This is a genomic window from Rahnella sp. ChDrAdgB13 (genome assembly GCF_017655185.1).
In the GTDB taxonomy this organism is placed as follows: Bacteria; Pseudomonadota; Gammaproteobacteria; order Enterobacterales; family Enterobacteriaceae; genus Rahnella; species Rahnella contaminans.
Genome location: NZ_JAEMGT010000012.1, coordinates 109757 through 130736, shown reverse-complemented (window position 1 = coordinate 130736; position 20980 = coordinate 109757). Strand labels below are relative to the sequence as shown.

Below are 20980 nucleotides of genomic sequence, written 5' to 3'. Positions count from 1 at the left end.
GGTTTTTCCGTTACCATGCTTCGCAAAGACTAAATGGGACGCGATACGTCTTGTTTAAATCATTATCATGACAATTTAACATACTCTCAACACGGCGCTTTATGATTGTTTTCTCCTCCTTACAAATCCGACGCGGCACCAATGTGCTGCTGGACAACGCGTCTGCGACTATCAATCCCGGCCAGAAAGTCGGATTGGTGGGCAAAAATGGCTGCGGTAAATCCACCCTGATTTCCCTGTTAAAAGGTGAAATGAGCGCCGATGCCGGCAACCTGACGTTTCCGTCTAACTGGGCGCTGGCCTGGGTGAATCAGGAAACGCCAGCGCTTGACGAACCGGCGATAGAGTATGTTATCGACGGCGATCGCGAATTTCGTCAGTTAGAATCCGAATTACAGCACGCCAATGAGCGTGATGATGGCCACGCTATCGCCACACTGCACGGCAAGCTCGATGCGATTAATGCCTGGACGATCCCGGCGCGTGCCGCCAGCCTGCTCAGCGGTTTAGGCTTTACCCAGAATCAGTTGCAGCAGCCGGTGAAATCCTTCTCCGGTGGTTGGCGTATGCGCCTGAACCTGGCGCAGGCGCTGATTTGTCGTTCTGATTTACTGCTGCTTGATGAACCGACCAACCACCTGGATTTAGACGCCGTCATCTGGCTGGAAAAATGGCTGAAAGGCTATACCGGGACGCTGGTCCTGATTTCCCATGACCGCGATTTTCTGGATCCGATTGTCGATAAAATCCTGCATATCGAACAGCAATCGCTGAACGAATACACCGGCAACTACTCGTCTTTCGAACGTCAGCGTGCGACCAAATTGTCGCAACAGCAGGCATTGTTTGAAAGTCAGCAGGAAAAAGTGGCGCATCTGCAAAATTATATCGACCGTTTCCGTGCGCAGGCGACCAAAGCCAAGCAGGCGCAAAGCCGTATCAAAATGCTGGAACGCATGGAACTGATTGCACCGGCACACGTCGACAATCCTTTTCATTTTAGCTTCCGTTCGCCGGAAAGTTTGCCCGATCCGCTGCTGCGTATGGAAAAAGTCAGCGCCGGTTATGGTGACACCACCATTCTGGAGTCGATCAAACTGAATCTGGTGCCGGGATCGCGTATCGGCTTACTGGGCCGTAACGGTGCCGGTAAATCGACGCTGATCAAACTACTGGCCGGTACCATGCCGCCGCTTCAGGGCGATATCGGTCTGGCGAAAGGCGTTAAGCTCGGTTACTTCGCCCAGCATCAGCTGGAGTTTTTACGTGCTGAAGATTCACCGTTGCAACATCTGGTGCGTCTGGCGAACAAAGAAACCGAACAGCAGTTGCGCGATTATCTCGGCGGATTTGGTTTCCACGGCGACAAAGTCACTGATCCGACCGGACGTTTCTCCGGCGGCGAAAAGGCGCGTCTGGTGCTGGCGCTCATCGTCTGGCAGCGCCCTAACCTGCTGCTGCTCGATGAACCGACCAACCACCTGGATCTCGACATGCGGCAGGCGCTGACCGAAGCATTAATCGACTTCGAAGGCGCGATGGTTGTTGTCTCGCATGACCGTCACTTACTGCGTTCGACTACCGACGATTTGTATCTGGTTCACGGCGGCAAAGTGGAACAGTTCGACGGCGATCTGGAGGATTATCAGCAATGGCTGGTGGATATTCAGCGTCAGGAAAGCCAGCAGGATGCACCGGCCAAAGACGGGGGCGTGAACAGCGCGCAGTCGCGTAAAGATCAGAAGCGCCGCGAAGCCGATTTCCGCAACCAGACTCAGCCGCTGCGTAAGCAAATCACCAAACTTGAAGCGCAGATGGAAAAACTCAGTACTGAGCTGGCGACCATTGAAGAGCGTCTGGCCGATTCCGCGATTTATGACAACAGCCGTAAAGTCGAACTGACCGAATGTCTGCAACAGCAGACCAAAGTCAAAGGCGCGCTGGAAGAAACCGAAATGACCTGGCTCGATGCGCAGGAGCAACTGGAAGAAATGTCGAAAGCACTTGATCTCGACTAGTTGTTTTGTAAACCATCATTTATGAAAAAGGAGCCGCGAGGCTCCTTTTTGCATTGCATCTCAGTGCCAGATCAACAATACGCAGGCCGCGGTGAGAATACCCATCGCGATGTTAAAGGTGTACCACGCGCGCTTACTGCGCAGCAGGCGCCCAATCACCGTACCGAATCCGAGCCAGATAATCCCGGAAACCAGATTCACCAGGAACATCCCGAGGCTGATACCGGCAATCGAATGGTTGTATGCCTCGCCCGCCAGACTGAAACTGGCAACCGCGCCAAGTCCCATCAGCCAGGCTTTCGGGTTGAGGAATTGCAACAGCCAGCCCTGATATAAACGGATTGGCTTCGGTGGCGGTGCGCCGGTTTCCAGCGTTTCATAGGCAGACGTGGCAATTTTCCACGCCAGCCACAGCAGATACAGGCTCCCGGCAATTTTGAGGAAAAGGTGTAACGCCGGATAAACCGTAATCAGCCCGCCGACACCGAAGGCCACCAGCAGCAAAATACTTTGCATGCCGAGCATAATGCCCACCATCAGCCAGATTGAGCGGAAAAAACCGAAGTTAGCGCCAGACGTGGTTAACAACATATTGTTCGGGCCTGGGGTGATAGCAGCGACCCATAAAAATCCGAGCATTGAGAAAAATAAACCGAGTTCCATTTAATTTGGGTACTCCGACCCGAAAGATGTGCGATAGCATTGAAGCTAACAGCGTGATATTGATCGCACAAGAGCCTCTTAAGAGAAATTTATTCATCTTATGGTTGAATCCTTTCGTCCCCTGCGCGGGGCCAGTAATCCGCACATCCAGACGCTGTTACCGCGTCTGGTGCGCCGTCATGCAAAGCTCAAACCTCACTGGCAAAGACTGGATACGCCGGACGGCGATTTTCTGGATCTCGCGTGGAGTGAAGATCCGGAAAAAGCGCGGCATAAACCACGCATGATCTTGTTTCACGGGCTGGAAGGCAGTTTTTACAGCCCGTACGCTCACGGATTATTACAGGCGTGGAAAGACAAAGGCTGGCTCGGCGTCGTGATGCATTTTCGCGGATGCAGCGGCGAACCCAATAAACTTCAGCGGATTTATCATTCCGGCGAAACCGAAGATGCCCGTTTTTTCATCCGCTGGCTCAATAAAACTTATGGCGAAGTGCCGACCGGTGCCGTGGGCGTTTCGCTCGGCGGCAATATGCTGGCGTGTTATCTCGGGCAGGAAGGCGAAAATTGCACTCTCCAGGCGGCGGTTGTGGTATCTGCACCACTGATGCTGGAGCCTTGCGCCTACCGGCTGGAACAAGGTTCATCAAGGATTTATCAACGATATTTACTCGACCAGCTCAAAGGTAATGCCTCGCGCAAACTGGCAAAATATCCGGGAACACTGCCCGTCACGCTGTCGCAGTTGAAAGCCATGCGCCGTATCCGTGATTTCGATGATGCCATCACCTCAAAAGCGCACGGTTTTACCGACGCGCTGGATTATTACCGCCGGTGCAGCGGTATGCCGCTGCTGGCGCAGGTCAGAACGCCGTTGCTGATTATCCACGCCAAAGACGATCCGTTTATGACGCCGGACGTCATCCCGAAAGCAGAAGATTTACCGGCTTGCGTGGAATATCAGTTAACAGAACATGGCGGGCATGTCGGCTTTGTTTCCGGCAGCCTGCGACACCCGAAAATGTGGCTGGAACAACGCATTCCGGCCTGGATCGCCCCGTATTTAGAATCAAAGACAAAGGAAGCAATAAAGTGATTATCCCCTGGCAGGAACTGGACGCCGAACTGCTCACCAGTGTGGTGGAGTCTTTCGTATTGCGCGAAGGCACCGATTACGGTGAGCAGGAACGTTCTCTGGAGCAAAAAGTCGATGATGTTAAACGCCAGCTGAAAAGCGGCGAGATTGTGCTGGTCTGGTCAGAATTGCATGAAACGTTAAATATCATGCCCCGGGGCCAGTTCCGCGCCGGGCATGAAGAAATGCCGCAGGACTGGTGATCTCACCCCACTTTCAGCCCAAGCTCACCGGAAATCGCGGCCGCGGTTTCCTTCAGCGGTTTCAGCAGGGCTTCTTCGCCGATCACGCCGAGTTTTGCCGTCGAGAGTGAAATCGAGACGGCGTACGTCACGCGCCGGTGGATATCAAACACAGGCACCGCCAGACAGGATACGCCAAGCTCATTTTCTTCCCTGTCCATCGCCAGGCCCTGTTCGCGGATCTGTGCCAGCTCTTTGTCCATCTCTTTCAGGCTGACAATCGTATTGCGGGTCAGCGGCTGGATCTGTTCGCTGTGACTTTCCCAGTAAGCCGGCACGTAATCCTGATGCCCGTATGCCATGTAGATTTTGCCCATCGCCGAGCAATACAGCGGCATATGCTGGCCAATGTAGGCGCGGGTTCGCAGCATTCCGGTGGTCGGTTCCAGCTTGTAAATCAGAATGGCGTGGTCGTCTTCCCGGCTGGAGAAATTAACGGTTTCGCCAGTCGCGATATTCAGTGCTTCAAGATGGGGCGCGGCGACGTGGATAATATTCAGGGAAGACAGTGACTTCTGGCCGACAGAAATAAATTTGGTGGTTAAGCGATAACTTCCTGCCGCCGGAGCAGGCGTGACATAACCGCAGGATTGCAGCCCCTGAAGTAAACGGTGAACCGTGCTTTTATTCAGTTCCGCCAGTTCAGAAAGATGCGCCAGCGGGCAGCCGTTCGGGTAATTGCTGAGGATTTCGATCAGCTGTAACCCACGGAACAGGCTCTGACTTCCTGCCGGTTTATCTTTGCCCTGTTCGTTCTCTGCGTCTTTCATACCTTGAAGAATTCCCGTTGTGCCGATGGCGTTTCAATCCTGAACCGATGGTATAGCAAACTTCCTTCGCACGCGAAATAACTCCTTTTCCCTGCCTGCTTTTTGCCCTGCCTAAAATGTGTCCTTCATCACGAACCGGACATGAATTTTTTATCCAACTGATATTAAAGCGTTTTAAAAACACCCGGATGGATTGTGATCCGTACCGGACAAGAGTAGATTTTTGAAATCATATTCCACATAGTGAAATATAGAGATCTAAAAACAACCAAATATTTAACAATCTCACCGGAGAAGGGTATGAAACTGAGCTTTGAAACGTTGCAAAAGGAGTTCAAAAGGGTGCTTATCGCGCGCCACGTCAAACCTGACGTCGCAGATGAATGCGCCACGATGTTTGCCCAAACCACAGAGTCCGGCGTGTATTCCCACGGCGTAAACCGTTTCCCGCGCTTCATTCAGCAGCTGGATCAGGGTGACATTCACCCGGACGCCGTGGCGAAAAAAATCCTGTCGCTGGGCGCCATTGAACAGTGGGATGCGCAGCGCTCAATCGGCAATCTGACGGCGAAAAAAATGATGGATCGCGCCATCTCTCTGGCCTCCGACCACGGCATCGGGCTGGTGGCGTTACGCAATGCCAACCACTGGATGCGCGGCGGAAGTTACGGCTGGCAGGCGGCAGAAAAAGGTTACATCGGGATTTGCTGGACGAACTCCATCGCGGTTATGCCACCGTGGGGCGCAAAAGAATGCCGCATCGGCACGAACCCGCTGATCGTCGCCATCCCCGGCTCGCCGATCACCATGGTGGATATGTCGATGTCGATGTTCTCCTACGGCATGCTGGAAGTGAACCGTCTCGCAGGCCGTGAACTGCCGGTCGACGGCGGCTTCGACGACAACGGCCAGCTGACCCGCGAGCCCGGCGTTATAGAAAAGAACCGGCGCATTTTGCCGATGGGCTACTGGAAAGGTTCCGGTTTATCCATTGTGCTGGACATGATTGCCACCCTGCTTTCCGACGGCGCGTCCGTGGCGGAAGTCACCGAAGACAACTCGGATGAATACGGGATTTCGCAGATTTTCATCGCCATCGAAGTTGACCGCCTGATTGACGGCGCGACCCGCGATGCAAAACTCCGGCGCATTATGGATTACGTCACCACCGCCGAACGTAATAATCCGGACGAAGCCGTGCGCCTGCCGGGCCACGAATTCACCCGCCTGCTGGCAGAAAACCGCCGCAACGGGATCACCGTCGATGACAGCGTTTGGGCGAAAATTCAGGCCTTATAAGGAGCTGGCTCATGATATCCGGACATATCAGCAACCCGAATCCCTGTACGTTTCCCGCAGCGATTGAGAAGGCACTGAATTTTCTACGCACCACGGATTTTCGCGCTCTGGAAACCGGCGTCGTCGAAATTGAAGGCAGGGATATTTATGCGCAGATCCTCGATCTGACGACCAAAGAGAAAACGGAAAATCAGCCCGAAGTTCACCGCCGTTATATTGATATTCAATTTTTAGCCTGGGGCAATGAAATTATTGGTTATGCCGCCGACCGGGGGAATAATCTAATATCTCAGTCATTGCTTGAAGAACGAGACATTATTTTTTATCACGACATGGAAAACGAATCCGAAATCATCATGACACCGGGAACCTACGCCATATTCTTCCCGCAGGATGTTCACCGCCCGGCGTGTATTCATCATACCGTCAGTAATATCCGAAAAATTGTCGTCAAAGTAAAAATGGATAAACTCGGGTAACCGTCAGGATAAAACAGTTCGGGAAGACAGTTAATTCAATGGGGAAATATCTATGCAAAAGCATGCAGGCTTTATTGTCGGCGCTTATCCTTGCGCGCCCTCTTTTCATCAGCGAAATGAAAATGAAGAAAGCGAATTCTGGCGCAAGCTGGCCGATATTCCGGGGATCCGTGGAATAGAACAACCTTGTCTTGAAACGTTACATCCGTATGGCGATGAATGGTTATTCCGCCATCTGCCTGACGAGTGGGACATCGTGGTGACCGGGGTGATGGAAACCATGCGCAGGCGCGGAACCTTGCCGGGCTTCGGGCTGGCGTCCGAAGACGTTGAACAACGCCGCGCCTGTATCGGCTATTACCGCCACATTTTCGAAAAGGTTGATCAGACCAATACGCGCGTTGGCAGAAACAAAGTGCTGGCCGTGGAGTTGCAGTCCGCGCCGCTGGCTGGCACACAAAATGTCAGTCTTGCCGCGCGCTGTTTTACGGAGTCCCTGAAGGAAATCCTGAGCTGGGACTGGCCGTGCGGGCTGGTTATCGAGCATTGCGATGCGCTGGATAAACCGGCTTCACGCAAAGGTTTTCTGCCGCTGGTGCACGAACTGACGGCGATTGCTGAGGCCAAAGCTTACACCGGGAAAACGGCCGGAGTGTGTATCAACTGGGCGCGTTCCGCCATTGAAGGCCGCAATACGTCCCTGCCGCTGGAACATCTGCAAATCAGCCAGCAGGCCGGTGTTCTTCAGGCGCTGATGTTCTCGGGCACCACCCGCGAAGGTGTTTATGGCGACTGGCAAGTCTGCACGCACCGTTTGCGCCGTTCGCAGGCAGTGAAGCGGAATGTCAGGAAAGCCTGATGACCGTCGATATTGCCGCCGAAATGTTCCGGCACGCACCACCGGAATCCCTGAACTTCTCGGGAATTAAATTACTGGAAATTAATGCCAGCGCCGGCGTGGATCATCGTATTGCTATTTTGCAGGACGGCATTAAGGCCATGAATCTGGCAATCAATAAAAAATAACAATCATAAAATAGCGACATCTTATTTTACACCACATCCCTTTTTTCTGAGGGGAAACCCGCTCGTCTGTTAAACGGGCTCTGTAACTCATTATTAAGGTAATAAGTTATGAATAAGAACTCTGACACTCTGCAAAGCAATCGTTCATTAAAAGAAATACCCAAACAGCGCTGGCTTAGAATTATTCCACCAATCCTGATTGCCTGTATTATCTCTTATATGGACAGGGTAAATATTGCCTTTGCCATGCCGGGCGGAATGGACGCTGAATTAGGCATTACCGCATCAATGGCCGGGCTGGCTGGCGGCATATTCTTCCTCGGGTATTTATTCCTTCAGGTACCAGGCGGGAAAATCGCGGTTCACGGCAGTGGTAAGAAATTCATCGGCTGGTCACTGGTTGCGTGGGTCATTATTTCGATTCTCACCGGCCTGGTCACCAATCAGTATCAGCTGCTCTTCCTGCGCTTCTCGCTGGGCGTTGCAGAAGGCGGCATGTTGCCGGTCGTACTGACGATGATCAGCAACTGGTTCCCCGATGCCGAACGCGGCAGGGCGAACGCGATTGTGATCATGTTCGTGCCCATCGCCGGGATCATCACCGCTCCGCTCTCCGGCTGGATCATCAGCGCACTCGACTGGCGCTGGCTGTTCATCATTGAAGGGTTGCTTTCCGCCGCCGTTCTGGCGATGTGGGTGCTGACCGTTTGTGACCGCCCGCAGGAGGCGCGCTGGATTTCGCCCGAAGAAAAAAACTGGCTGATATCGACGCTGGCCGCCGAACAGAAAGCCATTGCGGGGAAAGAAGTCAGAAACGCCTCGCTCGGCGCAGTGCTGGCCAACCGGACGATGTGGCAGCTTATCGCCCTGAATTTCTTCTATCAGACCGGCATTTACGGCTACACCCTGTGGCTGCCGACCATCCTGAAAGAGCTGACACATTCCACTATGGGCCAGGTCGGCGTCCTCGCGATCCTGCCTTACATCGGCGCCGTGGCGGGCATGCTGCTGTTCTCCTCGCTGTCTGACCGCACCGGCAAACGCAAATTGTACGTGTTCCTGCCCCTCCTGGGCTTTGCGGCCTGCATGTTCCTGTCGGTGATGCTGAAAAACACCGTCTGGCTTTCGTATGCCGCGCTGGTTGGCTGCGGTTTCTTCCTGCAATCCGCCGCCGGTGTTTTCTGGACCATTCCCGCCAAGCTTTTCAGCGCGGAAATGGCCGGTGGAGCACGCGGTGTGATTAACGCGCTGGGCAATCTGGGCGGATTCTGCGGGCCGTATGCCGTCGGTTTGCTCATCACGTTCTACAGCAAAGATGCCGGTGTTTATTGTCTGGCGATCTCGCTCACGCTGGCGGCACTGATGGCATTGCTGTTGCCCGCACGGTGTGACGTTCCGGCGCAATCGGCGAACCAATTACCCGACAGCCGTCCGACAGCAGCCTGAGGAAATACGATGAACGCTTCATCCGGAGAATACTGGTTAGGGATCGACTGCGGCGGCACCTACCTCAAGGCAGGATTGTACGATCACACGGGGCAGGAGTCTGGCGTTTGCCGCCAGTCCCTGCCGGTTCTGAGCGACCATCCCGGCTGGGCCGAGCGTGACATGCCTGCGCTGTGGGCGTCGTGCGTCAGCTGTATTGCCGCGCTGCTGCGCCAGCAAAACGTCAGCGGCAATCAGGTGAAAGGCATCGGCATTTCGGCGCAGGGCAAAGGCTTATTCCTGCTGGATAAAGCCGGAAATCCGCTGGGCCGGGGGATTTTGTCCTCTGACCGCCGCGCCGGTGATGTGATCAGCGCCTGGCAGCGTGACGGCTTGCATCAGCAAATCTATCCGCTGACCCATCAGGCGCTGTGGGCCGGGCATCCGGTGTCATTGCTGCGCTGGATAAAACTGCATCAGCCGGAGCGTTATCAGCAAATTGGCACGGTAATGATGGCGCACGATTATCTGCGTTATTGCCTGACCGGCGTGCGCGGTTGCGAAGAAACCAACATCTCCGAATCCAATCTGTACCACATGGCGAATGGCGGTTACGACGCCCGGCTGGCTGAAATGTTAGGGATTGCCGATATCAGCGCAGCGCTGCCGCCGGTGGTGGGTTCGGCGGAAATCTGCGGAACCGTGACGCCAGACGTCGCGGCGCTGACCGGATTAACCGCAGGCACGCCGGTGGCTGGCGGATTATTCGATGTGGTCTCTACCGCGCTTTGCGCTGGACTTCACGACGAATTCACCCTGAATGCGGTGATGGGCACGTGGGCGGTCACCAGCGGAATATCAGCGGAAATGGGCGCGCAGGAAAATCATCCGTACGTTTATGGCCGCTACGCTGGCGGCGAAGGCTATCTCATCCACGAAGCCAGCCCGACGTCCTCCGCTAATCTCGAATGGCTCAACCAGCAAACCGGCGGCATGGCGTTTGACGAGATTAACCGCGCCGTCAGCGCCCTGCCGAAAGCCGCAACCGACGTTCTGTTCCTGCCCTTCCTTTATGGCAGCAATCAGGGTGTGGAAATGACCGCCGGATTCTATGGCCTGCAATCACTGCACCATCGCGGCCATTTGTTGCAGGCGGTTTACGAAGGCGTGGTGTTCAGCCATATGACGCACCTTAACCGCATGCTCGAACGCTTTCCGCAGGCGAAAACCCTGCGCGTCACCGGCGGTCCGGCGCGTTCAGAGGTCTGGATGCAGATGCTGGCCGACGTCAGCGGCATGCCGGTGGAACTCCCTCAGATCGAAGAAACCGGCTGTCTGGGCGCGGCGCTGGCGGCGATGGTCGGCACCGGCGTGTATCCCACTTTCGCGCAGGCCCAGCGCCATCTGCATTTTGCCGTGAGGCGCCTGGAACCCGACGTCGGTGCGCAGATGGCCTATCAGAAAAAATCACAACGTTACCAGTTCCTGATCGACGCACTGGGCGGTTACCACGCCCGATGCGCGGCGGCTGACTCACAGGAAAAAACTCATCATGACTAAACCTCTGCTCCAGCTGGCGCTGGATCATACCGACCTTCCGGCCGCGCTGCGCACCGCGAAGGCGCTGAAAAATCACGTCGACATCATCGAGGCGGGCACCATTTTGTGTCTCTGCGAAGGATTGCAGGCCGTAGAAATGCTGCGTGAACTTTGCCCGTATAAGATTCTGGTGGCCGACCTGAAAGTGGCCGACGCCGGTGAAACGCTGGCGCTGGAGGCATTTCAAGCCGGGGCTAACTGGATGACGGTGATTTGCGCCGCACCACTGGCGACGGTTATCAAAGCGCACGACGTGGCGAAAACGTATCAGGGTGAAATCCAGATAGAACTTTTCGGCAACTGGACGATGCAGGATGCGCGCGAATGGCACGCGGCGGGGATCCGTCAGGCGATTTACCACCGCGGACGCGACGCGCAGGCCAGCGGACAAACCTGGGGCCAGCAGGATCTGGATCGCATGAAACAGCTGTCGGATATCGGCCTGCGCCTTTCCGTCACCGGCGGCATCACGCCTGCGGATTTACCACTGTTCCGCGATATCGACGTGCAGGCGTTCATCGCCGGACGCGCGTTATCCGACGCAACGCAACCTGCGCAGGTCGCGCAGGCTTTTCACCAGCAAATCAGCGCAATCTGGGGAGCAACGGCATGAGAAAACATCCGCTGGGCATCTATGAAAAAGCGCTGCCCAAACATCTGAGCTGGCCGGAACGACTGGCGCTGGCGAAAAGCTGCGGCTTTGATTTTGTTGAAATGTCGGTGGATGAAACCGATGAGCGCCTGTCGCGCCTCGACTGGAGCATCACGCAACGCGTCGCGCTGGTCGAAGCGATGATGGAAATCGGTGTCTCCATTCCGTCGATGTGCCTTTCCGCACACCGCCGTTTTCCGTTCGGCAGCCACGATGAAAGCGTCCGCGAACGTGCACGGGAAGTGATGACCAAAGCCATCAAACTGGCGCGCGACCTAGGGATCCGCACCTTACAGCTGGCCGGTTATGACGTGTATTACGAAGCGTCCGACGCCGGTACCCGCGAACGATTTGCCGAAGGGCTGGCGTGGGCAGTCGAACAGGCCGCCGCCGCGCAGGTCACGCTGGCGGTCGAAATCATGGACACCGAATTCATGAATTCGATAACCAAATGGAAAGCATGGGATGAGCGCCTGAATTCACCGTGGTTCAGCGTGTACCCGGACATCGGCAATCTCAGCGCGTGGGGAAACGACATTCCGTCGGAGCTGGCGCTGGGCATTGACCGCATCGCCGCTATCCACCTGAAAGATACCTACCCGGTCACCGCGACCTCTAAAGGCCAGTTCCGCGATGTGCCGTTCGGCGACGGCTGTGTCGATTTCACCGGCTTTTTCCGCACGCTGGGCGCGCTGAATTATCGCGGCGCATTCCTCATCGAAATGTGGACGGAAACCGCCGCCGAGCCGGTACTGGAAATCATCAAAGCCCGTCAGTGGATTGAAGCCAAAATGCAGGAAGGAGAATTCGCATGTTAGAACAGCTGAAACAGGCCGTACTGGAGGCCAATCTGGCGCTGCCTGCGCATCATCTGGTGACGTTTACCTGGGGCAACGTCAGCGCGGTTGACCGCGAAAAGGGGCGGGTGGTGATCAAACCGTCGGGCGTGGAATATACCGACATGTGCGCCAGCGACATGGTCATCGTCGATCTGCATACCGGCGAGCGCATCGAAGGCGACAAAAATCCGTCGTCGGATACCGCCACGCATCTGGCGCTTTACCGGCAGTTTCCGGAAATCGGCGGCATTGTGCATACGCATTCCCGACACGCGACAATCTGGTCGCAGGCCGGGCTGGATTTACCGGCATGGGGCACCACGCACGCTGATTACTTCTACGGCAATATTCCCTGCACGCGCCGGATGACCGAAGCAGAAATCAACGGCGCGTACGAACTGGAAACCGGCAACGTCATAATCGAAACCTTCCTGGAGCGGGGTCTGGACGCCATGCAGGTTCCGGCGGTTTTAGTACATTCTCACGGGCCATTCGCCTGGGGGAAAAATGCCACCGACGCCGTGCATAACGCCGTCGTGCTGGAGGAATGCGCCTACATGGGCATATTCTCCCGCCAGCTGACGCCCGCACTTGGCGATATGCAACAGACGCTGATGGACAAACATTACCTGCGAAAACACGGGAAAAATGCCTATTACGGACAGCTGAAATAACCGGTCGTCGCCTGTCACTTCTCGAATAAATATGGTAACAATAGGCTTAATTATGCGCAGCGATGCCGCCAGGTCTTCGACCACAGAAAAGACCGCGGTACGCCTGCCTGCCTCACCTTTATGGAGAACAGCGCATTATGTCAGCCAAACATCCTGTTATTGCAGTGACCGGTTCGAGCGGTGCAGGCACCACCACCACCAGCGTGGCCTTTCGTAAAATATTTCAACAACTTGGCCTGCGTGCCGCGGAGCTGGAAGGGGACAGTTTTCACCATTTCACCCGTCCTGAAATGGATGCGGCGATCCGCAAAGCCCGTGACCTCGGGCGCCACATCAGTTACTTCGGGCCGGAAGCCAATGACTTTGGCCTGCTGGAAAAAAGCTTTATCGAATACGGCAAAACCGGCACAGGCCGTTCGCGCAAATATCTGCATACTTATGATGAAGCCGTTCCCTACAATCAGGTGCCGGGTACCTTTACGCCATGGCAGGCGCTCCCGGAACCGACCGATATCCTGTTTTACGAAGGCCTGCACGGCGGCGTGGTTGCGGACAAAATTGACGTCGCCGCCCAGGTCGATCTGCTGGTCGGCGTGGTGCCCATCGTTAACCTTGAGTGGATCCAGAAACTGGTGCGTGATACCGGCGAGCGCGGGCATTCCCGTGAGGCGGTGATGGATTCCGTAGTGCGTTCGATGGACGACTACATCAACTACATCACGCCGCAGTTTTCCCGCACGCACATTAACTTCCAGCGCGTACCGACTATCGATACTTCCAACCCGTTCGCTGCCAAAGCCATTCCGTCACTGGATGAAAGCTTTGTGGTGATCCACTTCCAGGGGCTGGACGACATTGATTTCCCGTATCTGCTGGCGATGTTGCAGGGCTCGTTTATCTCGCACATTAAAACACTGGTCGTACCGGGCGGGAAAATGGGACTGGCGATGGAGCTGATTATGGCGCCGCTGGTGCAGCGCCTGATGGAAGGTAAAAAAATCGAGTAACGAACTCAGGCGTCGTTCATCAGCAACTGACGGATAAACCCGACATGCAGTGCGACGCCAATCTGTAACGCCTCTTCATCGAGGCGAAAACGCGGATTATGCACACCGTAAGTCGCGCCAATTTTTTCATTCCCGCTGCCAATAAACAGGAAGCAACCCGGTACTTTTTGCTGATAGGAAGAGAAATCCTCACCACCGAACAGCGGCTGAGTGACTTCGCGCAGCGCCTGTGGCCCCAGCGTTTTTTCGATCACCTGACGCGCAATCGCACAGGCCTCAGGATGGTTATCACCGTTCACATAGCCGCGCGTCCAGCGCAGTTCGTATGTCGCACCGTGCGCCGCCGTAATCCCCGAAATAATCTGTTCCATCAGCAACGGAACCTGCTCGCGCACACTGCTGTGATGGGTGCGCAATGTTCCGGCGAGTTTCACGCGTTCCGGAATGACGTTATAACTCTCCCCGCTCTGGAAGGTGGCGATGGTCAGCACCGGCACCTGAAGCGGATCGATGCGGCGCGCCACGACGTTTTGCAGCGCCGTCACCACTTCCGCGCCAATCACCACCGGATCAATGCACAAATGCGGCATCGAACCGTGTCCGCCTTTGCCGGTAATCGTGATGTCGAAGTTATCGGTGGACGCGCAGAACACGCCCTCTTTCAGGCCAACCTCGCCCGTCGGAGAATTCGGCATAACGTGCAGGCCGAAGATTTTCTCCACGCCGTCGAGCACGCCTAAATCCACCAGTTCCTGCGCCCCGCCCGGCGGCAACTCTTCCGCATGCTGGAAGATAAACCGCACCGAGCCGTGCAGCGCGGACTGACATGGCGTCAGCACTTTCGCCGCACCCAATAACATCGCGGTGTGCGCGTCATGGCCACAGGCATGCATGACGCCCGGCACCGTCGAACAAAACGGCTCATCGTTTTCTTCCTGAATCGGCAGGGCGTCGATATCCGCCCGCAGCGCATACATCGGCCCCGGATAAGCGCCTTTAAGATCGGCAACCACGCTGTTGGGCGTCAGCCGCGTCAGGGTCAGACCGCCAAAACTTTCCAGCTGTTCCGCAATGTAATCCGCCGTTTTATGTTCCTGAAATGAGAGCTCAGGATGCGCATGAATATGTCTGCGCCAGCGCAAAACATCCGTTTTGACTTCCGCCAGCATCGCTTCAAAATTAAATGTCATCAGACTTCTCCTCAGTTATGCCATGTCGCGCAACGCTGCGCGCGGTTTCAGGGTCAGCGGCAAAATCGCCAGCCCGGCAACCACCATCGCCAGCGCCAGAAAAACAAATGTCGAAAAATACCCGTGCGTCACGGTGATCAGATAGCCCATTGCAATCGGCGCCACGAATCCGCCGAGCGTTCCGCCGGTATTGATAATCCCCATTGCGGCACCCATCACTTCCGGCGGCAGGCGTTTCATCGGCAGCGTAAACACCGTGACAAATGCCGCCATCAGGAAGATATAGCCGAGGAACAGGAACAGCCCGGCGGTCACCGCCGACCCGGAGGTGTAGACCAGCCAGATGCACAGCGCGCTGAGCAGTGCGCTGCAAAAAATCACTTTCGGCTCTTTGCCCTGCATATAACGGCCGACCAGCCAGCCGGTCGCGAGCGAGGAAATCCAGATCCCCATTCCGCCGGTGGCGACCACCAGCCCGGAAACGTCCAGCGACATTCCGCGCTGTTGAACCAGATATTTAGGCAGCCACGCCATCAGGCCGTAAGACGGAATGTTGATGCAGAAAATCGACACGAACAGCAGCACGACAATCGGATTTTTAAGAAGCTCACGGTAGCCGGTCGCTACGCCGTTACGGGCTTCTGCTTTCGGAGGGTTCGGCACAAAAATGATAATCGCAACGGCAATCGCAAACGCCAGAAGGCCGAGAATAGAGAATGATCCGCGCCAGCCGAGCGTATCGAGTGCGTACACCGCAATCAGCGGCCCGGCTGTCATCGCCAGACCGGCGGATGACAGCAATACGGACTGCGCGAAAGTGCGCTGCCCGACATCAAAATTCGAGACCACCGCTTTGGCGCAGGAACACGGATAACCGGAATGTCCGACGCCGGAGAGAAAGCGAAACGTCACCAGAAAACCGAGGCTGAATCCCAGCAAACCGAAGCAGAGCGCGAACCCGCCGAGCAAAAACAGCGAGATACCAAGTACTTTTTTGTAGCCGAAGCGGTCATTCATCCAGCCAGCGGGGATCTGAAACAGCGAATAGGCCAGGAAGAAAATGCCGGTGATGTAACCCAGCTGCTCTGGTTGCAGGTTAAATTCGCGCTCAATCGGCAGCAGCGCGAACCCCATTACTGTTTTGTCGATATACACCACCGCATAACCGACGAACAGCAGGAAGATCATCAGGGAACGACTTTTCATAGCGGATATCCCTTTTTGTTATCACCGCGTCAGAAGTTCTCACTGTCGGGCGAAAAGTAAAATGCGACATGCATCACGTAATCAACTGAATAACAACGTATTATTTATTCCAAATCTGAAGCTATCAGCTTTACAGGTTTGCCATAAGATGCAATTTTTGGGCGGGTGATGCTTTTTACTGATAGGGCTTTCAAGCGAGGCGACATGCGTTATTTACCGAAATTGCAGCAACTCAAGGTTTTCCAGCAGGTTATCCGCAGCGGCAGTATTCGCGGCGCGGCGCGGGCGATGAATCAGTCGCAGCCCGCGGTCAGTAGAACCTTGCGGGAACTGGAACAAACGCTTGAAACTCAGCTTATCGTGCGCGGCAATCAGGGCATGGCGCTGACGGAAACCGGCCGTGCCTTTGCGCAGCGCATGCAGTTTATTCTCGAAGAACTTGAACGCGCGGCGGATGAGATCCGGCAGATTAATCAGTATTCGCAGGGTTCGGTGGCTATCGGGTTTTCATCACTGCTGGCGCTGACGGTATTTCCGGCCCTTAGTGAAGCGTTCAAAACGCAATTTCCCCAGTCCAAACTGCTGATTAAAGAAGGCCAGCTTTCGACGCTGTTACCGGCGCTGCGTGAAGGGAAACTCGATTTTGCCGTCGGGACCGCCGGGCCGGGTTTTCCGCTGGAAGATTTGGTGCGTGAGCCGCTGTTTAGCGCCCCTTTTGGTGTGATTGCGCGGCAAGGCCATCCGCTGGCAGATGCCACCACGCTCGACGAATTGCAGTGCGCGCGCTGGGTGTTGCCGGAAACGGATATGGGTTACTACCAGCAGATTCAGCTTTCGATGAACGGCTTTAACGCACCAGCCGGGGAAACGCCGGTAAGAACGGATTCGGTAGTGTGCGGGCTGAATATGGTGTTGCAGTCGGATTATCTGACGATTGTGGCGAAGGCCATGCGCGCGCCGTTCGGCTTACAGGACAGGCTTTGCCTGCTCAATATCGATACGCTGCCGGAAGCGGAATATTGCGTGCTCTATTCGCAGAAATCGCCGCTGACGTTTGCCGCGCGGCGATTTCTGGATTTACTGCGAAGTCAGTGCCAGTCGTATCACTGGTCGTGACTTATTCGGCGTTCACTACTTCAAAACTGTGGGTGATTGTCGCGGCTTTGCCCAGCATCAGGGAAACGGAGCAATATTTTTCCGCAGACAGGCTGACTGCGCGTTCCACAATTTTATCCGTCAGGTCTTTGCCGGTGACGATGAAATGCAGGTTGATGTGCGTGAACAGACGCGGTGCTTCTTCGCGGCGCTGAGACGTCAGTTTCACTTCGCAGTCACGCACGTCGTTGCGGCCTTTTTGCAAAATAGACACTACATCAATCGCGCTGCAACCGCCCGCCGACATCAGCAACATTTCCATCGGGCTCGGGGCTTTGTCGCCCGCATTACCATCCATTGTGATCTGATGGCCCGACGCTGACTCACCTAAAAACGTCAGCCCTTCTACCCATTTTACGCGTGCGTGCATGTGCTCTTCTCCCGGTGGATAAATTCGTCAAATTTTCCCCTCAGACTACCCTTTCACCCAAAAACTGGCAACGTAACCCGATCGCCATCATGCTGAAGCGAGACAACAGAAGACAGCATTGCAAACCTGTGTTACAAACAAAGCCGAAACATACTTTCCAGTAAATTGCGGTGACGGTTTTTGCGGTTTAAGAACAGAACCCACGGTGTTAACAGCAATAATCAGGCTGTTTCACTCCGACATCCGCTTGCAGCATTTCTGGGGAGTTATATGCTGAAAGGGCGCTTTTTAAAGTAAGTGCCGTACAGGGAACTCTGAGCCCTGTGATTTTGGGCAGCGATAACAACAGAGGATAATAGCAAATGGTTCTCGGCAAGCCACAAACAGACCCGACTCTCGAATGGTTCCTGTCTCACTGTCATATACATAAGTATCCTTCTAAAAGTACGCTGATTCACCAAGGTGAAAAAGCCGAAACGCTGTACTACATCGTGAAAGGGTCGGTTGCCGTCCTGATTAAAGATGAAGAAGGCAAAGAAATGATACTGTCATACCTTAACCAAGGTGACTTCATCGGCGAGCTGGGACTCTTCGAAGAAGGGCAGGAACGCAGTGCCTGGGTGCGTGCTAAAACTGCCTGCGAAGTGGCTGAAATTTCTTATAAAAAATTCCGCCAGCTGATTCAGGTAAACCCGGATATTCTGATGCGTCTTTCCGCGCAGATGGCAAACCGTCTGCAAGTGACGTCAGAGAAAGTCGGCAATCTTGCCTTCCTCGACGTAACAGGCCGTATCGCGCAAACTTTGCTTAATCTGGCTAAACAGCCTGATGCAATGACCCATCCGGACGGGATGCAAATCAAGATCACCCGTCAGGAAATCGGCCAAATCGTCGGTTGTTCACGTGAAACAGTCGGACGTATTCTCAAAATGTTGGAAGATCAAAGCCTGATCTCCGCACACGGTAAAACGATTGTCGTTTACGGCACACGTTAATCCCTCAGAAATTGGCGCGACAGCTAACTGTCGCGCCTTTTTTATGGGCTAAGCTTTATCCATGACGCTATGGCGAAGACTGTTCTATCATCCCGAAGTTAACTACGCGCTGCGCCAGACGCTGGTGTTGTGCCTGCCTGTTGGCATTTGCTGGCTTTTTGGCAATCTGCAAATGGGTCTGCTGTTTTCCCTGTGCCCGGCCTGCTGCAATGTCGCGGGTCTGGATACGCCACACAAACGCTTTTTCAAACGTCTGATGGTCGGCGGCACGCTTTTTGCCCTGAGCAGCATTCTGCTGCAAGTGATGCTGGAAAGCTGGCACATTCCCCTGCCGCTCATCATGCTGTCGCTGGCGTTACTGCTGGGCGTGACCGGTGAAATCAGCCCGCTGCATGCGCGTCTGTTGCCCGGTGCGCTGGTGGCGACCATCTTCACGCTGAGCATGGTGGGTCTGCGCCCGATGTGGCAAGCTCCGGCGCTGTTCGCCGCAGGCACCGCCTGGTACGGTATCTTTAACTGGGCGTGGTTTCGTATTTCAAAAGAACAACCGATGCGCGAAACCCTCAGCCAGCTCTATCTGCAACTGGCAGATTACTTCGAGGCGAAATACAGCCTGCTGACGCAACACACCGATCCTGAAACCGCGCTACCGCCACTGCTGGCGCGTCAGCAACAGGTTATCGATCTGATTGCCCTGCTTTATCAGCAACTGCACATGCTGCCGCAACACGGACATCATCATCACCATAAGCGACTGTTCCAGCGTTTTCAGGTCGCACTCGATTTGCAGGAACACATCACGGTGAGCCTGCATCAGCCGGAAGAAGTGCAAAAGCTGGTGGAAGAAAGCCACGCCGAAGCGGTTATACGACGTAATGCGCAGGTGATCTCCGCCCGTCTGCGGGTCATCGCTGATGACATTCTTTATCACCGTTTATCCGGGCGATTTACGATGGCCAACGAACTGGCCGCGCTGGAGAAAATAGCCGCGCGCAATCCGGAGAATCCGGTCGGTCAATTTTGCTATTACCATTTCAGCCGCATTGCGCGTTTATTGCGGACACAACGTCCGCTGTACCGACGCGATCTGATGAACACTCAGCCCCGCTTACCTTTCTGGCCGGCGTTGAAAAGTTATCTTTCCTTTAAATCGGTCGCGCTGCGCAATGCTGCCCGGCTTGGCATCATCCTGGCGATTGGCAGCAGCCTTGGTCTGTTTTTCAATCTGCCCAAGCCCTACTGGATTTTGCTGACCATCATGCTGGTCAGCCAGAACGGCTATAACGCCACGCGCGTACGTATCCAGCACCGTGCGCTGGGGACGCTGGCCGGATTACTGATTGCATCCGGATTGCTGAAGCTGGAATTACCCGAAAGCACCACGTTGCTCTGCATGCTGCTGATTACTTTGTTGTCCTACACGGTTTTACGCAAAAACTACGGGCTGGCAATGGTAGGTATGACAGTGACAGCCGTGTATACCCTGCAACTGCTGGCGATGAATGGCGTACACTTTCTCGTACCACGGCTGATAGATACGCTGATCGGCTGTGCGCTGGCTTTCGGCGGCACCATCTGGTTGTGGCCGCAATGGCAAAGCGGTTTGCTGCGCCAGAATGCGCATCAGGCGCTGGAAACCTATCAGAACGCAATCCGGTTACTGCTTGAGGAAAATCCGGATGCCGCGAAACTCGCTTACACCCGAATGCAGGTCAATCAGGCGCATAATAAACTGTTCACCTCACTGAATCAGGCAATGCAGGAACCGGGCTTTAACTCGCATTATCTGGCGGATATGCGTCTGTGGGTGACGCACAGTCAGTTTATTGTCGAGCACATCAATGCGATGACTATTCTCGCCCGCGAGCACTACATGCTGCCGGAGAAACTGGCGACGGAGTATTTGCAGACCTGCGAAATCGCGCTGCAAAGCTGTCAGCAACGGTTGCTTTACGACGGGCCCGGTGGTGAGAACACCTTGTTTAATGCGCCGGAGCTGCATCCGGATATGCCGCTGACCGAAATGGAACGCCACCTGCGGAGGGTGATATCGCATCTGAGTGTGATGCATACTATTTCGTCACTGGCGTGGAAGCAGAGACCACATCATGGGATCTGGTTAACGCGGCGGGCGTAATTTATAACTCCCTCCCCTGCGAAAGGGAGGGGTGGGGTATTAAGGTCGGCTTAATTGTCTGAGTTGCCCTCAAACCACACCCCATCCCAGCCTTCCCCT

At 54.9% G+C, this 20980-nt stretch carries 19 protein-coding genes and 1 pseudogene; 15 read left to right on the top strand and 5 right to left on the bottom strand.

Going from position 1 to position 20980, the window contains the following annotated elements:
- The first annotated feature begins 101 nt into the window (after window positions 1-101).
- Entirely contained in the window at window positions 102-2018 is a 1917-nt protein-coding gene (locus tag J8X26_RS05220) for an ABC transporter ATP-binding protein (protein WP_208950320.1), read from the top strand.
- Between the two features lie 60 nt (window positions 2019-2078).
- Here J8X26_RS05220 and J8X26_RS05215 read toward each other — a convergent pair whose 3' ends face one another.
- Window positions 2079-2681 carry a LysE family translocator gene (locus tag J8X26_RS05215; protein WP_152327480.1) on the bottom strand — a complete coding sequence of 201 codons (603 nt, stop codon included), beginning with the start codon at window positions 2679-2681 and terminating at the stop codon, window positions 2079-2081.
- A gap of 100 nt (window positions 2682-2781) precedes the next feature.
- Here J8X26_RS05215 and J8X26_RS05210 point away from each other — a divergent pair, with 100 nt between their 5' ends.
- On the top strand, window positions 2782-3777 hold the full coding sequence (locus tag J8X26_RS05210; RefSeq protein WP_208950319.1) for a hydrolase: 996 nt from the start codon (window positions 2782-2784) through the stop codon (window positions 3775-3777).
- Window positions 3774-4019, top strand: a complete 246-nt coding sequence (locus J8X26_RS05205) for a YheU family protein (RefSeq protein ID WP_165061109.1) — start codon at window positions 3774-3776, stop codon at window positions 4017-4019. The genes J8X26_RS05210 and J8X26_RS05205 overlap by 4 nt, the downstream gene beginning before the upstream one ends.
- A 2-nt stretch (window positions 4020-4021) precedes the next feature.
- Here J8X26_RS05205 and J8X26_RS05200 read toward each other — a convergent pair whose 3' ends face one another.
- On the bottom strand, window positions 4022-4828 hold the full coding sequence (locus tag J8X26_RS05200) for an IclR family transcriptional regulator (protein ID WP_152327483.1): 807 nt from the start codon (window positions 4826-4828) through the stop codon (window positions 4022-4024).
- Between the two features lie 300 nt (window positions 4829-5128).
- Here J8X26_RS05200 and yiaK point away from each other — a divergent pair, with 300 nt between their 5' ends.
- The 9 genes and pseudogenes from yiaK (at window position 5129) to J8X26_RS05155 (ending at window position 13828) form a co-directional block, all read left to right on the top strand.
- The gene (gene yiaK / locus J8X26_RS05195; protein WP_152327484.1) at window positions 5129-6127 is read left to right on the top strand and encodes a 3-dehydro-L-gulonate 2-dehydrogenase; all 999 of its coding nucleotides are present in this window, start codon (window positions 5129-5131) and stop codon (window positions 6125-6127) included.
- 11 nt (window positions 6128-6138) lie between these two features.
- Entirely contained in the window at window positions 6139-6606 is a 468-nt protein-coding gene (locus J8X26_RS05190; RefSeq protein WP_208950318.1) for a YhcH/YjgK/YiaL family protein, read from the top strand.
- A 52-nt stretch (window positions 6607-6658) separates the two neighbouring features.
- A pseudogene (locus J8X26_RS05185) lies at window positions 6659-7632 on the top strand (DUF4862 family protein).
- A 108-nt stretch (window positions 7633-7740) separates the two neighbouring features.
- Window positions 7741-9078, top strand: a complete 1338-nt coding sequence (locus J8X26_RS05180; RefSeq protein WP_165061100.1) for an MFS transporter — start codon at window positions 7741-7743, stop codon at window positions 9076-9078.
- A gap of 9 nt (window positions 9079-9087) precedes the next feature.
- On the top strand, window positions 9088-10617 hold the full coding sequence (locus J8X26_RS05175; protein ID WP_208950317.1) for an FGGY-family carbohydrate kinase: 1530 nt from the start codon (window positions 9088-9090) through the stop codon (window positions 10615-10617).
- Window positions 10610-11269 carry a 3-keto-L-gulonate-6-phosphate decarboxylase UlaD gene (gene ulaD / locus J8X26_RS05170; RefSeq protein ID WP_208950316.1) on the top strand — a complete coding sequence of 220 codons (660 nt, stop codon included), beginning with the start codon at window positions 10610-10612 and terminating at the stop codon, window positions 11267-11269. Before J8X26_RS05175 ends, ulaD begins: the two co-directional genes overlap by 8 nt.
- Complete coding sequence (locus J8X26_RS05165; RefSeq protein ID WP_165061092.1) at window positions 11266-12126, top strand: L-ribulose-5-phosphate 3-epimerase; 861 nt, start codon at window positions 11266-11268, stop codon at window positions 12124-12126. Before ulaD ends, J8X26_RS05165 begins: the two co-directional genes overlap by 4 nt.
- The gene (araD, locus tag J8X26_RS05160; protein ID WP_152327491.1) at window positions 12120-12821 is read left to right on the top strand and encodes an L-ribulose-5-phosphate 4-epimerase; all 702 of its coding nucleotides are present in this window, start codon (window positions 12120-12122) and stop codon (window positions 12819-12821) included. The genes J8X26_RS05165 and araD overlap by 7 nt, the downstream gene beginning before the upstream one ends.
- Window positions 12822-12958: 137 nt before the next feature.
- Window positions 12959-13828 carry a phosphoribulokinase gene (locus J8X26_RS05155; protein WP_013573636.1) on the top strand — a complete coding sequence of 290 codons (870 nt, stop codon included), beginning with the start codon at window positions 12959-12961 and terminating at the stop codon, window positions 13826-13828.
- A gap of 5 nt (window positions 13829-13833) precedes the next feature.
- Here J8X26_RS05155 and J8X26_RS05150 read toward each other — a convergent pair whose 3' ends face one another.
- Both J8X26_RS05150 and J8X26_RS05145 read right to left on the bottom strand, forming a co-directional pair.
- Entirely contained in the window at window positions 13834-15018 is a 1185-nt protein-coding gene (locus J8X26_RS05150) for an amidohydrolase (RefSeq protein WP_208950315.1), read from the bottom strand.
- 15 nt (window positions 15019-15033) lie between these two features.
- Window positions 15034-16224 carry an MFS transporter gene (locus tag J8X26_RS05145; RefSeq protein WP_208950314.1) on the bottom strand — a complete coding sequence of 397 codons (1191 nt, stop codon included), beginning with the start codon at window positions 16222-16224 and terminating at the stop codon, window positions 15034-15036.
- A gap of 204 nt (window positions 16225-16428) precedes the next feature.
- Here J8X26_RS05145 and J8X26_RS05140 point away from each other — a divergent pair, with 204 nt between their 5' ends.
- Window positions 16429-17340: a LysR substrate-binding domain-containing protein gene (locus tag J8X26_RS05140; protein ID WP_208950313.1), complete on the top strand. Its 912-nt coding sequence runs from the start codon at window positions 16429-16431 to the stop codon at window positions 17338-17340.
- Between the two features lies 1 nt (window position 17341).
- Here J8X26_RS05140 and J8X26_RS05135 read toward each other — a convergent pair whose 3' ends face one another.
- Window positions 17342-17749, bottom strand: a complete 408-nt coding sequence (locus J8X26_RS05135; protein ID WP_101077441.1) for an OsmC family protein — start codon at window positions 17747-17749, stop codon at window positions 17342-17344.
- 362 nt (window positions 17750-18111) lie between these two features.
- On the opposite strand from J8X26_RS05135, the gene crp reads away from it, so the two are divergent.
- Both crp and J8X26_RS05125 read left to right on the top strand, forming a co-directional pair.
- Window positions 18112-18744: a cAMP-activated global transcriptional regulator CRP gene (gene crp / locus J8X26_RS05130; RefSeq protein ID WP_013573634.1), complete on the top strand. Its 633-nt coding sequence runs from the start codon at window positions 18112-18114 to the stop codon at window positions 18742-18744.
- A gap of 61 nt (window positions 18745-18805) precedes the next feature.
- Entirely contained in the window at window positions 18806-20881 is a 2076-nt protein-coding gene (locus tag J8X26_RS05125; RefSeq protein ID WP_208950312.1) for a YccS/YhfK family putative transporter, read from the top strand.
- The last annotated feature ends 99 nt before the right edge of the window (window positions 20882-20980 follow it).

Excerpts from the sequence above, each read along its gene's own strand:
- crp (WP_013573634.1), top strand. The coding sequence starts at position 18,112 with ATGGTTCTCGGCAAGCCACAAACAGACCCGACTCTCGAATGGTTCCTG.
- J8X26_RS05180 (WP_165061100.1), top strand. The coding sequence starts at position 7,741 with ATGAATAAGAACTCTGACACTCTGCAAAGCAATCGTTCATTAAAAGAA.
- J8X26_RS05210 (WP_208950319.1), top strand. The coding sequence starts at position 2,782 with ATGGTTGAATCCTTTCGTCCCCTGCGCGGGGCCAGTAATCCGCACATC.
- J8X26_RS05155 (WP_013573636.1), top strand. The coding sequence starts at position 12,959 with ATGTCAGCCAAACATCCTGTTATTGCAGTGACCGGTTCGAGCGGTGCA.
- J8X26_RS05175 (WP_208950317.1), top strand. The coding sequence starts at position 9,088 with ATGAACGCTTCATCCGGAGAATACTGGTTAGGGATCGACTGCGGCGGC.
- J8X26_RS05140 (WP_208950313.1), top strand. The coding sequence starts at position 16,429 with ATGCGTTATTTACCGAAATTGCAGCAACTCAAGGTTTTCCAGCAGGTT.
- J8X26_RS05215 (WP_152327480.1), bottom strand. The coding sequence starts at position 2,681 with ATGGAACTCGGTTTATTTTTCTCAATGCTCGGATTTTTATGGGTCGCT.
- J8X26_RS05190 (WP_208950318.1), top strand. The coding sequence starts at position 6,139 with ATGATATCCGGACATATCAGCAACCCGAATCCCTGTACGTTTCCCGCA.
- J8X26_RS05125 (WP_208950312.1), top strand. The coding sequence starts at position 18,806 with ATGACGCTATGGCGAAGACTGTTCTATCATCCCGAAGTTAACTACGCG.
- J8X26_RS05200 (WP_152327483.1), bottom strand. The coding sequence starts at position 4,828 with ATGAAAGACGCAGAGAACGAACAGGGCAAAGATAAACCGGCAGGAAGT.
- yiaK (WP_152327484.1), top strand. The coding sequence starts at position 5,129 with ATGAAACTGAGCTTTGAAACGTTGCAAAAGGAGTTCAAAAGGGTGCTT.
- J8X26_RS05220 (WP_208950320.1), top strand. The coding sequence starts at position 102 with ATGATTGTTTTCTCCTCCTTACAAATCCGACGCGGCACCAATGTGCTG.
- ulaD (WP_208950316.1), top strand. The coding sequence starts at position 10,610 with ATGACTAAACCTCTGCTCCAGCTGGCGCTGGATCATACCGACCTTCCG.
- J8X26_RS05165 (WP_165061092.1), top strand. The coding sequence starts at position 11,266 with ATGAGAAAACATCCGCTGGGCATCTATGAAAAAGCGCTGCCCAAACAT.
- J8X26_RS05150 (WP_208950315.1), bottom strand. The coding sequence starts at position 15,018 with ATGACATTTAATTTTGAAGCGATGCTGGCGGAAGTCAAAACGGATGTT.
- araD (WP_152327491.1), top strand. The coding sequence starts at position 12,120 with ATGTTAGAACAGCTGAAACAGGCCGTACTGGAGGCCAATCTGGCGCTG.
- J8X26_RS05135 (WP_101077441.1), bottom strand. The coding sequence starts at position 17,749 with ATGCACGCACGCGTAAAATGGGTAGAAGGGCTGACGTTTTTAGGTGAG.
- J8X26_RS05145 (WP_208950314.1), bottom strand. The coding sequence starts at position 16,224 with ATGAAAAGTCGTTCCCTGATGATCTTCCTGCTGTTCGTCGGTTATGCG.